The 14,527-nt window shown below is 63.2% G+C and carries 13 protein-coding genes; 6 read left to right on the top strand and 7 right to left on the bottom strand.

Annotated elements, in window-relative coordinates; all coding sequences use genetic code 11:
* The first annotated feature begins 207 nt into the window (after positions 1-207).
* Positions 208-1,620 (top strand): aminotransferase, encoded by a 1,413-nt coding sequence (locus AC1DYC_RS20055; protein WP_477409275.1) that lies wholly within the window; start codon positions 208-210, stop codon positions 1,618-1,620.
* A gap of 203 nt (positions 1,621-1,823) precedes the next feature.
* Here AC1DYC_RS20055 and AC1DYC_RS20050 read toward each other — a convergent pair whose 3' ends face one another.
* Positions 1,824-3,026, bottom strand: coding sequence for an aromatic ring-hydroxylating oxygenase subunit alpha (locus tag AC1DYC_RS20050; protein WP_477409273.1), 1,203 nt, complete (start codon positions 3,024-3,026; stop codon positions 1,824-1,826).
* On the opposite strand from AC1DYC_RS20050, the gene AC1DYC_RS20045 reads away from it, so the two are divergent.
* Together AC1DYC_RS20045 and AC1DYC_RS20040 are read left to right on the top strand one after the other, a co-directional pair.
* Positions 3,025-3,285 carry a hypothetical protein gene (locus AC1DYC_RS20045; protein ID WP_477409271.1) on the top strand — a complete coding sequence of 87 codons (261 nt, stop codon included), beginning with the start codon at positions 3,025-3,027 and terminating at the stop codon, positions 3,283-3,285. The genes AC1DYC_RS20050 and AC1DYC_RS20045 overlap by 2 nt on opposite strands.
* A 246-nt stretch (positions 3,286-3,531) precedes the next feature.
* On the top strand, positions 3,532-3,912 hold the full coding sequence (locus AC1DYC_RS20040) for a hypothetical protein (protein ID WP_477409269.1): 381 nt from the start codon (positions 3,532-3,534) through the stop codon (positions 3,910-3,912).
* A 241-nt stretch (positions 3,913-4,153) separates the two neighbouring features.
* On the opposite strand, the gene AC1DYC_RS20035 is transcribed toward AC1DYC_RS20040, so the two are convergent.
* The gene (locus AC1DYC_RS20035) at positions 4,154-6,241 is read right to left on the bottom strand and encodes a GAF domain-containing sensor histidine kinase (protein ID WP_477409267.1); all 2,088 of its coding nucleotides are present in this window, start codon (positions 6,239-6,241) and stop codon (positions 4,154-4,156) included.
* Positions 6,242-6,356: 115 nt separating this feature from the next.
* Positions 6,357-7,133, bottom strand: coding sequence for a response regulator (locus AC1DYC_RS20030; protein WP_477409265.1), 777 nt, complete (start codon positions 7,131-7,133; stop codon positions 6,357-6,359).
* Between the two features lie 45 nt (positions 7,134-7,178).
* Here AC1DYC_RS20030 and AC1DYC_RS20025 point away from each other — a divergent pair, with 45 nt between their 5' ends.
* Complete coding sequence (locus AC1DYC_RS20025; RefSeq protein ID WP_352766275.1) at positions 7,179-7,883, top strand: response regulator transcription factor; 705 nt, start codon at positions 7,179-7,181, stop codon at positions 7,881-7,883.
* A gap of 71 nt (positions 7,884-7,954) precedes the next feature.
* On the opposite strand, the gene AC1DYC_RS20020 is transcribed toward AC1DYC_RS20025, so the two are convergent.
* Positions 7,955-8,125, bottom strand: coding sequence for a hypothetical protein (locus tag AC1DYC_RS20020; RefSeq protein ID WP_477283625.1), 171 nt, complete (start codon positions 8,123-8,125; stop codon positions 7,955-7,957).
* A gap of 34 nt (positions 8,126-8,159) precedes the next feature.
* Entirely contained in the window at positions 8,160-8,492 is a 333-nt protein-coding gene (locus AC1DYC_RS20015; protein ID WP_477409263.1) for a hypothetical protein, read from the bottom strand.
* A gap of 345 nt (positions 8,493-8,837) precedes the next feature.
* Here AC1DYC_RS20015 and AC1DYC_RS20010 point away from each other — a divergent pair, with 345 nt between their 5' ends.
* Positions 8,838-9,299 (top strand): L,D-transpeptidase, encoded by a 462-nt coding sequence (locus tag AC1DYC_RS20010; RefSeq protein WP_477305793.1) that lies wholly within the window; start codon positions 8,838-8,840, stop codon positions 9,297-9,299.
* A 164-nt stretch (positions 9,300-9,463) separates the two neighbouring features.
* Here AC1DYC_RS20010 and AC1DYC_RS20005 read toward each other — a convergent pair whose 3' ends face one another.
* Both AC1DYC_RS20005 and AC1DYC_RS20000 read right to left on the bottom strand, forming a co-directional pair.
* Positions 9,464-12,547: an efflux RND transporter permease subunit gene (locus AC1DYC_RS20005; RefSeq protein ID WP_477409261.1), complete on the bottom strand. Its 3,084-nt coding sequence runs from the start codon at positions 12,545-12,547 to the stop codon at positions 9,464-9,466.
* Positions 12,544-13,839 (bottom strand): efflux RND transporter periplasmic adaptor subunit, encoded by a 1,296-nt coding sequence (locus tag AC1DYC_RS20000; protein ID WP_477409259.1) that lies wholly within the window; start codon positions 13,837-13,839, stop codon positions 12,544-12,546. Before AC1DYC_RS20000 ends, AC1DYC_RS20005 begins: the two co-directional genes overlap by 4 nt.
* 150 nt (positions 13,840-13,989) lie before the next feature.
* On the opposite strand from AC1DYC_RS20000, the gene AC1DYC_RS19995 reads away from it, so the two are divergent.
* Entirely contained in the window at positions 13,990-14,526 is a 537-nt protein-coding gene (locus tag AC1DYC_RS19995) for a TetR/AcrR family transcriptional regulator (protein ID WP_477409257.1), read from the top strand.
* The last annotated feature ends 1 nt before the right edge of the window (position 14,527 follow it).

Here is a 14,527-nt window from a genome sequence, read left to right as displayed (position 1 = left end):
ACCAAACCGATGACCGCTTTTGCTGGTCGCGCTCCAAGCTTGCCGGCTTTCTTTCATCATGAGCGCATCCGTGGATTGAAATCAAGCGCTATTTCTGTAATATTGATTGAACAGACATTCAAAATGAAGTGAAGAAAGCCCGCTTTTCAAGGCTTGGCGCTTCGTTTCGTGTCCGGCGAAAATACGTTCCAGACCTGCGAGGCAATGATGGCGGCTGCAAGAGACTTAAGAGCGATGGAACTGGATGGCGACGCCGATTCGATCGAGCTGGCCAAGCGCCATCTTGTTCAGCCCTGGCCCTATGCCGGCTCTGTCGGCAATGAAGCACGCGCGCTGATCGGCGAAGGCGATGGCATCTACATCACCGACGTTACGGGCAAGCGGCTGATCGACGGTCCGGCCGGCATGTGGTGCATCAATGTCGGCCACCGCAGCGAGGAGCTGGCCAGGGTGATGTACGACCAGGCCATGATGCTGTCCTATAACACGCCCTGGTACACGATGAACGCGCCTTCGGCCGAACTCGCCAAGCGCATTGCCGATCATGCACCGGGCGATCTCAGCCACACCTTCTTCACCACCGGCGGTTCTTCGGCTGTCGAGACGGCGCTGCGTTTCATGCAGTTCTACAACAATGTGCGCGGACGCCCGGAAAAGAAGCTGATCCTCAGCCGCGGCGGCGCCTATCACGGCTCGACCTATCTGTCGGCCTCGCTCAATGGCCGGCCGCGCGACCGCGACTGGATGGACGGCGCTGACGAGCTGGTGGTCAAGCTGTCCTCGCCCGACCCGTTCCGGCGGCCGAAAGGCATGAGCATAGCTGCCTTCACCGATTTCCTGGTCGATCAGTTCCGTGACACGGTCGCCCGCGTCGGGCCTGAGAAGATCGGCGCTTTTGTCGGCGAGCCGGTGCAGGCCTCGGGTGGCGTCGTCGTGCCGCCGGATGGCTATCTCAAGCGCATCCGCGAGCTCTGCAGGGACAACGACATCCTCTATATCTCCGACGAGGTGGTGACCGGCTTCGGCCGGCTCGGCCATGTCTTCGCCTCCGGCGACGTGTTCGGCATCGACCCCGACATGATCACCTTCGCCAAGGGCGTCACCTCAGGCTATTTCCCGCTCGGCGGCGTCATCATCTCGGAGCGGCTGCTTCAGGATATGCGCCGCTCCAACCATCCCGACGCGCTGTTCGGCCATGGCCTAACCTACACCAGCCATCCGATCGGCTGCGCGGTGGCGCTGAAGAACCTCGACATCCTCGAAGACCGCGTGCTTGCCCATACGCGCGACGTCGCGCCCTATTTCCAGGCGCAGCTGAAGACGCTGGAGGAACTGCCGCTGGTCGGCGAAGTCCGCGGCATGGGTCTGATGGGCTGCGTCGAATGCGTCGCCGACCGCGAGAGCAAGGACCCGCTGCAACTGGACAAGGATGTCGGAAAGCGCATCGACGCGCACTGCCACGAGCTTGGCCTGCTGGTGCGGCCGCTGATCAACATGTGCGTGATGTCGCCGCCGCTGATCATTACGCGCGAGCAGATCGACGACATGGTGGCGATCCTGCGCGAGGGGATTTCGCGGACCATGGACGATCTGCGGAAGGAAGGGGTCTGGCAGGGGTGAAGCTTCTCCCTTCTCCCCGTTTCACGGGGAGAAGGTGCCCGAAGGGCGGATGAGGGGCGGCGCCGACATCGGCGGTTGGCCATGTCTCCGCCGTTCACTGTCATCTGTTGATGCGACAATCTCACAAGCCGGCGCTGCCCCTCACCTGCCTGCCGGCATCCTCTCCCCGTAGAACGGGGAGAGGGGCGATCACCGCCGCCGCCCTACACCTGAGACCGCATCGCCTCGTTGAGGTTCCACATGTCCTTTTCCTCAGGCGCTGTTTCCAGGCCCAGAACCGGGATCTGCTTGCGCAGATGGTCGTGGTGGGTGCGCACGCCATATTCGAGGTCGGAGAGATAAAAACCCTCGAAGGCGTCTGAAATCATCGACTCGTTCGACCACACGGAAAGCTGCACATCCTCGTTCATGGTGTCGCGGTCGATGCGGTAGGCGAGGTAGCGCGCCGCGGCCTGTTCCCTGGTTTCGTCGGGGTAGCGGTAGATGGCGCCGCGCAGCAGCGTCTGCCCGGTCGACAGCGGGAACTCCTGATAGAACTGGACCGATTCCGGCATGATCGACAGGGCGTTGTTGGGGAAGATGCCGTAATAGATCCAGGCCCTGCGCAGATGCTCCGGCAGATGCGACGCGTCGGGCGTGAGCTTGATGTATTCGCGCACGCTCCAGCGCCGGCCGGCATGCGGATTGTAGGTGGCGAAGGAGCGAGACACGCCATTGATGAACGGCTCGTCGAAATAGGTAGCGCCGTAGAGATCCTGCAGCGCCGGATGCGCCATGGCGACGTGGTAGCCTTCATTGTCGACGTCGCGCACCGACTTCCAGTTGACCGGCGACTTCTGCGTCCAGATACCCCAGGACGGCACCATCTCTGCGACATTGTAGTGTGCCATCTCGGCCTCGATCGGCTTCAACAGTTCGGCCACCGAGGCTTGAGGTCCGCCCTTGCGGAAGCGGATGAAGATGAAGCCCATCCATATCTCGAGGTCGAGCGGCATCAGGCCGAATTCGGTCTTGTCGAGTTCGGGGAAAGAGCGCGGGCGGGCAGCGCCGCGCAGCGTGCCGTCGAGATTGTAGACCCAGCCATGGAACGGGCAGACCAGCGCGTTCTTGCAGCTGCCCTGGCTGTCTGCGACGACGCGGCTGCCGCGATGCCGGCACATGTTGTTGAAGGCGCGCACGACGCCGTCCTTGCCGCGCACGATTAGCGCCCGCTCGCCGACCACGTCCATGGTCAGATAGTCGCCGGTATCAGGCACGTCGGAGACGTGTCCGGCGATCTGCCAATGGTTGCGGAAGACGTATTCCTTCTCGAGTTTGAGAAGCGCGTCGGAGTGATAACTCCAGCCCGGCAGGCCTCGCCGGTCCCAATCATTGGGGATCGCCACGTCACGGAGGTGCGGGTTCATGGAAAGCTCTTCTTTTGTTGAATACTCATTCAATAAAATCATATTTTGCTTTGAAATGCAATGGTTTGTGGAAAATCGGAATATTCATGATGGCATAAATGAGCCAATCGGAAGCCGGAAAATCCCGGAAAATCCGGGCGTTACCCGAGGTCGTGAAATCGCTGTTCGGCATGTGGATTTGGCCCCGCTGGGCGTGCAAAAGCGGCCCCGCCCGGGGACGAAAAAGTGCCTGCCGTCGCAAATTCAATCCGCAGTGTGAGCTTGTTCATAGTTCGACTGGCCAGCAATAGGCTTTGCTGCGTTCACGGCCCGCCTGTCGTCAACGTTTTGATTGCGCGCATGAAACAGCACCGCAAACGAACCCTGCCGTCGGCACATGACCGGATCTGCCCGGACATGCCCGAATTTCTTGTTTCAAACCTGTTACGCGGGCAAGCCAAGCGCATCATTCGCCCGTTACCAGGCGCGTTTAAGTTCGTTTCATAAGAAAGCGAAGGGGAGCAACATGTATACGAAAGCCGAGATCGCCAGCAATGAACGGCGCGCCAAACTGGCGCTGCGCAAGCGCGCCAGCGACCATCCGGTCGCGATGTTCTCTATGCTGGGCGCCTGCGCTCTTGCCGTCCTGTTCCTGACGCCGGCCTCCGGCCCGGCCTTCGCTTCGCTCAACCCGCCGGCCAATGTCGTCCAGGGCGCGCCGACCACGATCAAGACCGCCCGGCTGCCAGAGCCGGAAATCGATTTTGCCTGCAAGGGCCAGGCCTGGAGCGCCGAGAGCGTGGAGTGCCTGCGCGTCATCGCCGCCCAGTCCGGTGTGCACAAGGCGCGCGCCATCCGCATGATCGCCAACGCTGCGCCGCTGACCACGACACCCAACGTTTTCTGAACCTCCCGAGCGCTTCCTCCCGCGCTCTTTCTTGGCTCCCGACGGTCCTGCCGGTCGGGAGCCTCTTTTTTTCCGGGCCTATCGATATTCGGGTGAGGCCGGCCTGGGAACGATGGCCGCCTGCGCTTCCGGTGCTCACGTACTTTAAGTACGCTCCGCTCCGGTTCTCGGCGTCCACCGTTCTCGGCTCGGCCTGACCCGAATCTCGGTAGACCCTCGGCTTCAGCTTCGGAAGAAAAAATCAGCCGGCGGCGACCACCTGGTCGGCGATGGCGGAGAGCACGCCGCGGACGTCCAGCGTCGAGAACGGCTTTTCCAGGATCTGCGGCCGCTGCTGCACCGGCAAGGCTTCGATCTCGGCCTTGGCGCCGATCAGGTCGCCGGTGACCAACACGAAGCGTTTGGCGAGCGCCGATTGCTCGGCTAACAGCTCGCGGTAGATGGCTATGCCGCTGGTGCCGGGCATGCGCAGGTCGGAGAAGACGATGTCGGGTGGCATGTGGCCGGTCAAGGTCGCCGCCGCGGACGTCCAGGCCGGTACGATCCGCGATTTGATGCCCATCAATTCCAGGATGTCGGAGAGCGAGCCGGCGACGTCGGGTTCGTCGTCGATGATCAGCGCATGGCGCAAGCCGCTGGAACGGGTCGGGCTGTCGCCGACCGCAGCCGCACCGCTGGTGATCGCCGGCAGCTGGACGACGAAGCGCGCGCCGCGCGGCAATACCTCCTCGAACCAGACATTGCCATTGTGCCGCTCGATGATCGACTTCGAGATCGACAGGCCGATGCCGGTGCCGACGCCGACCGGCTTGGTCGTGAAATAGGATTCGAAGATGCGGCCGCGGATCGCCTCGGGAATGCCCGGTCCATTGTCCTCGACCGAAAAGCCGGGATTGCCACGGTCGCTGCGGAATGTCCGCACCTTGATCAGGCGGTCGCCGCCGATGCCGGCCAGAGCGTGCTGGGAGTTGATGAGAAAATTGGCGGCCACCTGCGTCACGTGGTCGGCATCGGCCATCGCCAGCAGCGGGCCGGGCGCGAAATCGGTGTCGATGATGATGCCGCTCGAGCGCGCGCCATAGGCGGTCACTTCGAGCGCAGCACGGATCACCTGGTTGAGATCGGTCTCGGCCTGCGCCGCGGGATGCAAGCGCACCATCGACAGGAAGCTCTTGACGATGCGGCCGCAGCGCTCGGCGGCGGCGCGCACTTTTTCGGCGCGCACCTTGGTCTGCGGGTCGGTGGCGAATTCATGCAGCAGCGTCGATTGCGCCACGACCACGGCGAGCGGGTTGTTGAGCTCGTGCGAAACGCCGGCCAGCAGCGAACCCATCGCCGCCATCTTCTCGTTCTGATGCAGTTTCTCGCGCTGGCGGTTGATCTCTTCCTCGGCGCGCAGCTTGTCGCGCAGGTCGCGGATCGAGCCGAAGATAAGGTGGCGGTCGGCAACCCGCATCTCGGTTGCGGTCAGTTCGATCGGAAACACTTCGCCGGCGGCATTCTGGGTCACCGTCTCCAGCCGCTGGCCGACCATCGGCGCGCCGCGGCCGGACATGTATTCGGCCCCCGAGACATAGCCCTTGCGATAATATTCCGGCACCACCGTATCGAGCAGGTCCTTGCCGAGGATGTCGCTGCGCTGGAAGCCGAACATCTTTTCGGCGGCCGGATTGAATTCGATGATCGAGCCGGTCTCGTCGATGACGATGATGGCGTCGAGCGAGGCCTGCAGCATGGTGCGGCGAATGACTTCGCTGGCATGGGCATCCGACGGCGACCGCTCGATGGCGTCGCCGATGGCGAGCGCGATGATGTGCAGCGCCGCCTCTTCCTCGTCGGTCCACTCACGCTCACTGACGCAGTCATTAACCGCAAGCGTGCCCCACAGATGGCCGTGGGCGAACACCGACACCGACAGGAACGATTTGATGTGCTGCTTTTCGAAATCGGCCCTGAGGAAACCGTCGAGGTTGCGTGTGTGACCGGCGAAGATCTTGCCTTGCCGCTCGTCCTCGGCAATCCGCTCCAGCAGCGGGTCGTTATCGACGATCGATTGCATGATCACGGTCGGCGAGGCCAGCTCGCCACCGAAGCGCGGGTCGATCCAGTAGGCGGCGACCGACTGGGCGAAACCCTGGCCGGGCAATTCGCGCAGCCTGAACAGAATGCCGCGCTGGCAGTGCATGGCCACGCACAGCGTCTCCAGGATGGTATCCATCTCGCGCTGCCAGTCGCCGGCTTCGCGCAGCCGGCGCACGACACGCACGGCCGCCATCGCTGCGCCCTGGCGAACGCCCTTCAAGTCCATGCGTACTGGGTCAGCAGTCATGTCAGCCATTTGTACAGGACCGTGGGTGGTAGGGCTCCAGAACGGTGCACCGTTCCATCTCTTTGTTCCGACGCAACTCCGGACAGAAAACCGCTACGCACTTTTCCTGGAATTGCTAGTGTCCGTCGCCGGTCGGCAGCGAAAAGATATAACCTTCGCCGCGCACCGTGCGCAAAAATTTCGGATTGGCCGGGTCGGCCTCGATCTTTTTGCGCAGCCGCATGATGCGGATGTCGACGGCACGCGACGATTCCGGGTCTTCGACAAAGCCGATCGCTTCGGAGATCGCCGCCCGCGTCAACAGCCGGTTGGCGCGGGTCAGGAAAACCTCCAGCACGTCGAACTCGCTCTTGGCCATGTCGATGACGGCGCCATTGGCGCCGGTGACAAGCCTGCCGTCGAGGTCGGCCTGGAATTGACCGAAGCTCAGCCGGCGCCCGCCATCGGCTTGCGCCTTCGCGGCCTGCGGCGGGCTCGGTTGCGGAACCCGGCGCAGCACGGAGCGGACCCGGGCCAGCACCTCGCGCAACTCATACGGCTTGACGATATAGTCGTCGGCGCCAAGCTCCAGCCCGACAATGCGGTCGAGCGCGGTGCCGGCTGCCGTGGCATAGATGATGCCGATCGGCATTTTCGAGCGCAGCCAGCGGCCGAGCGACAGGCCGTCCTCACCGGGCATGGCGATGTCGAGAATGGCCAGGTTGAACGCTTCGGTCTCCAGCAAGGTGCGCGCCTCGGCAGCGCTTCCGGCCTGGGTCACATCGTAACCATTGGCGCCGAGATACTCGGCGACCGCATCCCTGAGATCGGGCTCGTCCTCGACGATGACAATTCGTGCCCGCACTATGGCCTCGCTCCCGCTTTCAGCAGAAAGTAGATTGGGTATAAACATGATGTCCAGCACTCATATCCGGTTGCAGGGGCAGGGGAAGAAAATATGGCTGCACGATCCGTCATCGCGCTGGTTTCCGTCGCCGATGTGGTGGCCGGCGATCTCGCCGACCATCTCGACCGGCGCGGCCATGACGTGCGCGAGGCGCGGCAACCCTGGGAAGCCGAATCCCTGCTCTCGGCCGGGGGCATAGATGTCGTCATCGTCGGCGATAGCGTCAGTCAGGCGGAGGGGCGGGACCTGCTCAGGCGTTATGGCGGCGGCCAGAGCGTGGACGGGAAGGCCGGGCCGGATTTCATCCTGATCTGCCGGCCGGCCGATCTGGTCGACAAGGTGCTGGCGCTCGAGCTTGGCGCCGCCGACGTCGTCGAGAGTCCGCTCAATGTCCGGGAGCTTGCCGCGCGCATTGGCGGCCTGCTGACACGGCGCGGCAGGTCCGCCCAGGAACTGATCGTGCTGGAAAATGCCACCGTCGATTTGCGGTCGGCCATCGTCATGCACCGCTCGGGTGCGGAAGAGCAGCTGTCGCCGGGTCAGGTGGCGCTGCTCCGGCTGTTTCTGGCCAGCCCGCGCAAGGTGCTGACGCGCGACGACATCATTGCGGCGGCGCCGGCTGAAAATGCCGATGCCTTCGACCGCTCGATCGATTCGCGCATCGTGCGGCTGCGCCGCAAGCTCGACACCGAAACCATCATCACCATACGCGGTGCCGGCTACCGATTCGACCCGCCGACGCAGCGCGCCGACTGAGAGCAGTAAGGCTGGATTGTTTCGCGGCTCGCCCAAAAAAGCTGCGCAATCTTGGGCGGCATGCATAAGCGTCAGCGCACCACCAGAAGCGATGGTCCCGGCGGCAATTCGCTGGCGACGACGATTTCGCTGGAGGCCTGCGCGCGATCCTTCAGGAGAACAGTGACGAGACCGGCAAAGCCGAGCAGGCCCTGTGCGTAGAGCAGTGCCGAAAGCACCGTGGCAGCAGATTTCGTCTTCATCGGTTATTCCCCAAAAATCAAAACCGCGGGTGCTTCAGGATAAACCCGAAGTGCCCGCGCCGCCCACGGAGCCCCCCGCTGCGGCGCGGGCCTTCGGTCCTCTCGGCAGCAAGTTGCCGGAGGGGCCGCGCATCCACTTCAACCCAAGGCCGACCCGCCAGAAGGCCCGGAGACGGTTGATGCGCAGACTGGAGACGATCCAGACCAAGGCTATGAACAGCGCGGCATGCAGCGTCGAAACCTCACCCGAATTCATCACCGCCAGTTTCGTCATCGGGGTGCCGGCGACTGTGCCGATGCCGCCGACGACAAGTGCGGCAATGCTGATCCTGAAAAGCCAGGACAGGGTGATCGGTGTGATGCTCATTTTCGTTTTCGCGCCGGCTGTTCTCGTTGGGATGACTGTGCCGTTGGCCTGTAACCAGATCATGCCGCCCGGGCCGCGCTTTGTTGCAGGTGGGTTTCGAGCGAAGCTAAACGGCTTTCATATATGGATATTCGCACTTTCGTTTGGCGGTATGGTCGCAGCCCCGAGTGCCCCAGGACAGACGGGAAGCTCCTCCTTGGCTTCTCCCCTCGACCTCTTGCTCGTTAACCAGAGGAAACAGATTCGAAACACAAACGAGCATCAAGCGAAGTCTGCCTGAAACATGACGCAGGGATAAGGCGGTCATCGAATTGACGCCGGCCGGGCCGGCAAAGGGGAGCCATCATGTACAAAGCCATTTCCGCCAAACTCATCAACGTCACCGCCGCCGCTGCCGGCGCCACGCTCCTGCTTGGCGCCGCCAACAGCACGGCCCATGCCGCGGCAAGCCAGATCGTGGCGCGTGTTTCGCTGTCGCAGCAGACCATGGAAGTGCTGGTCGACGGCCGGCCGACCTTCGCCTGGAAGGTCTCGACCGGCGACAGGGCGCATGTCACGCCGACCGGCTCGTTCAAGCCGACCCGCATGCACGAGATGTGGTACTCGAAGAAATACGACAACGCGCCGATGCCGCATTCGGTGTTCTTCAGCGGCGGCTACGCCGTGCATGCGACCAACGCGATCAAGCGGCTGGGACAGCCGGCGTCTCATGGCTGCGTGCGGCTGCATCCCGACAATGCCGCCGACTTCTACCAGCTGGTCGAAACCTTTGGCCCGACCAACACCAGCATCGTCATCGTCAAGTAGCAGACTGCGGTTGGAGCGGTTGTGAGGTCTGGCCAACGCCGCGCTTCACCGCAGGCTCCCTGGAGCTCCAGCAGGAGCTTTGCGGTAATCAATCCAGTCAAAAAAAGAGGCCGGAAACTTCCGGCCTCTTTTTTCTTTTTGCACTTGGCAGTTCCACCGAGTGCTTAGTCCACAGGGACCGGCATCAGTTTCGGGTCCGGCTTCTCGGCGTGGTGCGGCAGGTCCTTGCTGGCGATGTAGGTGTAGAACATCGGCACTACGAACAAAGTGAACATGGTTCCGACCAGGATGCCGGTGAAGATCACCAGACCCATCGAATAGCGCGCCGCCGCACCCGCACCGCTGGACACGATCAGCGGCACGACGCCGAGCGCCATTGCCGCCGTCGTCATCAGGATCGGCCGCAGGCGCACCTTGGCCGAGGCTATGATGGCCTCCCTGCGCGACATCTTGTGCTTCTCGCGTTGCTGGTTGGCGAACTCGACCAGCAGAATGCCGTGCTTGGTGATGAGGCCGATCAGCGTGATCAGGCCGACCTGCGTGTAGATGTTGAGCGTTCCAAGCCCCAGATTGAGCGGCACGATGGCGCCGAAGATCGACAGCGGCACAGCCATCATGATGATCAGCGGATCGCGGAAGCTTTCGAACTGCGCCGCCAGCACCAGGTAGATGACGATAACGGCGGCGGCGAACGCGATCAGGATCGTGTTGCCCTGCTCCTTCTCCTGCCGGGACTGGCCGGAATAATCGATGAAGAAGTTTTCGGGCAGGCTCTCCTTGGCAAGGTTCTCCAGGGTTTGCAGCCCGTCGCCCGTGGTGACGCCGGGAAGCGGCAGCGCCGATATCGTTGCCGAATTCAGCTGGTTGAACTGCTCGATCGCGGCCGGCGAGGCGTTGGTCGAAATCTTCACCACGGCCGAAAGCGGCACCATCTCGCCGGTCACGCTGCGCACGAAATACTCGCCGAGCTTTTCGGGATTGGCGCGGAATTCCTTCGGCACCTGCGGGATGATGTCGTAGCTGTTGGAGTCACGGTCGAACTGCGCCACTTCGGCGCCGCCGACCAGCAGCGTCAGCGTCTGGCCGATGTCGGCTATCGGCAGGTTGAGAGCGGCGGCACGGTCGCGGTCGATGGTCACCGTCACCTGTGGCGCGTCAAAGGACATCGAGTTCTGCACGACGATGAAGCGGCCGGAGGCCTGCGCCTTGTTCTTGATCTGCTCGGCCGCCTCGTAGACCTCGGCCGAACCGCCGGTCGAACGCACCACCATGGAGATCGGCAGGCCGCCGCCGGAGCCGGGCAGCGTCGGCGGCGCGAAGACGAAGGCCTCGACGCCGGCAACCTTGGCGAGGCGTCCCTGGATGTCTTCCTGGATTTGCTTCGAGCTGCGCGTGCGTTCGGCCCAGTCCTTGAAGGCGAAGCCGACAAAGGCGCTGTTGGTCGCGCCGCCAAAGGCGACAGCGGAGAACTGCGCCCTGGTTTCGGGAATGTCCTTCACCAGGCCGAGGATTTGGTTGACGTAGGTCTCGGTGTAGTCGGACGTCGCATAGCGCGGCGCTGTCACGATCGACAGCAGGAAGCCCTGGTCCTCTTCCGGCGCCAGTTCGCTCGACGTCTTGGTGAACATGAAGCCGGTGAGCGCAACCAGTGCCACGACCATCAGCAGTGTCACCGGCCGATTTCTCAAGGAGGCGGTGACCGCCCGCTCGTAGACGTGCTCGACACGGCTGAAGGTGCCGTCGACGATGCGCTGGAAGCGGCCGGGAGCGCCGGCCTTCAGCAGGCGCGCCGACATCATCGGCGTGATGGTGACGGCAATGACGCCGGACAGCACCACCGAGCCGGCCAGCGTGACCGCGAACTCGCGGAACAGCGCACCGGTCAGGCCGCCGGTGAAGGCCAGCGGCGCGAACACGGCGGCCAGCGTGATGGTCATGGCGACGATGGCGGAGAAAATCTCGCGCATGCCGTTGAAGGCGGCTTGCATCGGCGACATGTGGTCTTCCTCCATGTGGCGATGGATGTTCTCCACCACCACGATGGCGTCGTCGACGACAAGGCCGATGGCCAGCACCATGGCCAGCAGCGACAGAAGATTGATCGAATATCCCACCGCAAACAAAAGGAAGCAGACGCCGACCAGCGACAGCGGGATGGTCACGATGGGCATCATTACCGAGCGGAACGAACCGAGGAACAGCAGGATGACCACGATGACGATGGCAACCGCCTCGGCGATCGTCTTGAACACCTCGTCGATCGAAGCGCTGATCTGCTCGGTGGAATCGTAGACGACCTCGATGGTCATGCCTTTCGGCAGCGTGTCCTGGATCACCGGCACGATCTTGGTGATCGCCGCAGCTGTGGTCAGCGGGTTGGCGGCTGGCGTCGGGAAGATGGCGAGGAAGGTGCCGGGCTTGCCGTTGAAGCTCACCCTTGTGTCGGTGCTCTCCGCGCCGAGTTCGACGCGCGCGACGTCGCGCAACCGTACCACCTGGCCATCGACCGAACGCAACGGCAGCTCGGCAAAGGCCTCCGGCGTCTGCAATGTCGAGCGCACGGTGATCGACGACACGACATATTCGTTCTCGGTGTTGCCCGGCGCCGACAGGAAATTGGAGTTGTTGATCGCGGTCAGCACTTCGGCCGCTGTCACGCCGCGCGCGGCGAGCTTGATCGGGTCGATCCAGACCCGCATCGAATATTCCTCGGCGCCGAAGATCTGCACGTCGGCAACGCCTTCCACCGTCGATATGCGCGGCCGCACCACCCGCTCGATATATTCGGTGAGCTGCTCCTTGCTCATGTTCGGATTCTGCATCGAGATGTACATCATCGCGAATTCTTGACCGGTGCCCTTGACGATGACCGGGTCCTTCGAGGCATCAGGCAAGGTACCGCGCACGCCCTGCACCTTGGACAGCACCTCGGTCAGCGCGACATCGGGGTTGGAGCCGAGCTTCATCTGCACGACCACGGTGCTCGAAGACGGCCGGCTCGACGAGGTGACGTAGTCGATGTTTTCGGTTGAGGCGACGGCGCGCGCGATCGGCGCCGAAATGAAGCCCTGGATCAGGTCGGCACTGGCGCCGGGATAGGCGGTCGTGATGGTGATCGCCGTCTCGTCGACCTTGGGATATTGCCGGATCGATAAGTTGAAGATGCCCTGGAAACCCAGGAGCAGGATCATGCACGCCAGCACGGTGGAGAGCACCGGCCGGCGAATGAAGATGTCGGAAACGTTCATTGCTGAGCCTGCTGGTTAGCCGACTTGCTGGGGTCAATGGTGTTGTCGACGGCAACGGACATGCCGTTGAAGAGACGGTTTTGGCCGGCGGTGACGACCTCGTCGCCGGCCTTGATGCCCTCGATGATCTCGACCATGCCGTCGTTGCGGCGGCCGGGCTTCACGAACACCTGCGACAGGACGAGCGCCGGCTTCTCCGGTCCTGCCGCGGGGTCGACAGCCGGCTTGTCCGCGGGCTTCGCCGCGGCGTCTTCGGCAGCCGGTTTCGCGTCGGCCGGCTTTGCATCTGCCGCCGGCTTTGCTGCGTCGGCCCCTGCAGCAGGCTTTTCCTCGGGTTTCGCGGCCGGGGCGCCTTCCGCCGGCTTCGCTGGAACGACAACGAAGACGAAGTCGCCGTAGAGGCTCGACGTCAATGCCGTCTGCGGCAAGGACAGGACATTTTTCTCTTGCGGCAACTCGACGCGAACCTGGACGAACTGGCCGGGCGTCAGCTTGCCGTCTGGGTTGGCGACTTCGCCGCGTACGGAGACCAGGCGGCTCGAAGCATCGATCTTGGGGTCGATGCCGCGAATGGCGCCGGCAAACGGCATGTCCACGCCGCCACCGCTGCCGCCGAGGCCGAGTCGCACCGTCTGGCCGATCTTGAGCAGCGGCAGTTGCTGTTCGGGCACCGAGAAGTCGACCCGCATGGTGTCCAGATCCTGCAAAGTCACCACTGCGTTGCCGGGCGAAAGATACTGGCCAAGGTCGATCTTGGGGATGCCGACGGTGCCGGCGAATGGCGCCGTCAGCTGCTTCTGGTCGAGCACCGCCTGCAGCTTGTTGACCTGCGCGGCGGAGGCCGATGCAGCGGCTTGCGCGGTATCGAGCGTGGCATCCGTGCCGACGCCGCGCCGCTGCAGTTCCAGCGCGCGTTCCAGCGCCGTCTGGTCGGACACCGACTGTGCCTTGGCGGCCACGAGATCGGCACGTTCGACGGCGTCGTCAAGCTGCAGCAGGACCGAATCCGCAGGCACCTTCTGGTTGGCGTGGAAAAGGATGTCCTTGACGATGCCGCTGGTCTCGACTGTCAGGTCGACGCCGCGCACGGCCCGCACCGTGCCGATCGCCTCGACGCCCGGCGTCCAGTCCGAAGGCTTGACGACAACCGTCGACACGGTCGTCGCCGGCGGCTTCATGGTGGCGAAGAATTCCTTGATCATGTGGTCGCGGAACAGGTTGAAGCCGACAACGCCGGCGCACACCAGAGCGAGCAGAAGCAGAATTGCGGTAATGGTGATGAAGCGCTTCACGAACTGTCCCCTCGGCGGTGTCCGGCAAAATAGCCGTATATCGGGACACCTATCCGCGGGCGGGTCCCGATTACAAATGACGGCGAACTTACTGTACCGTCTGGACGGTCTTGTCAATTCCGCCTAGGCTCTTGCGGGGGGAAGGGATCGATGAAAACCCGAAGGGCAAATTCGCGCGACAAGATACTCGCCGCCGCCGCCGACGTAGCACGCGAGGCCGGCCCCGGCAGCCTGTCGCTGGACGCCGTCGCCAGTCGCGCCGGCGTGTCGAAAGGCGGCCTGCTTTACAACTTTCCGACCAAGGCCAAATTGATGCAGGGCCTGGTGGAGAATTACCTGCGCGCCTTCGAGCTGGCGTTGGAATCGGGCCGCGTCGCCGGCGCCAGCGGCGAGAGCCTGCTTGCCACCTATATCCGGCTCTCGGCGGATGACTGCGAGGAGCCGAAGCCGACGGCCTCGTGGATATTCTCGGCGATCGCCGAGGATCCGGATTTCCTGACGCCGATAAAAGCCTTCAAGTCGCAGCTGCTGCAGCGGCTGAAGAGCGAGACGCCGGATCTCAAGGCGCTGCTGGTCTGCTTTCTGGCCATCGAAGGGATGCGCAGCATGAGCCTGTTCGATTCCGACGTGCTTTCCGCCGACGAACGCCGCTTGCTTGTATCGGCGCTGCTCGAGATTGCGGGTTAAC

Source organism: Mesorhizobium sp. P2_E7 (genome assembly GCF_056403855.1).
Note: the sequence above shows the minus strand (reverse complement) of the source record. Positions and strands in the feature narration are given on the sequence as shown.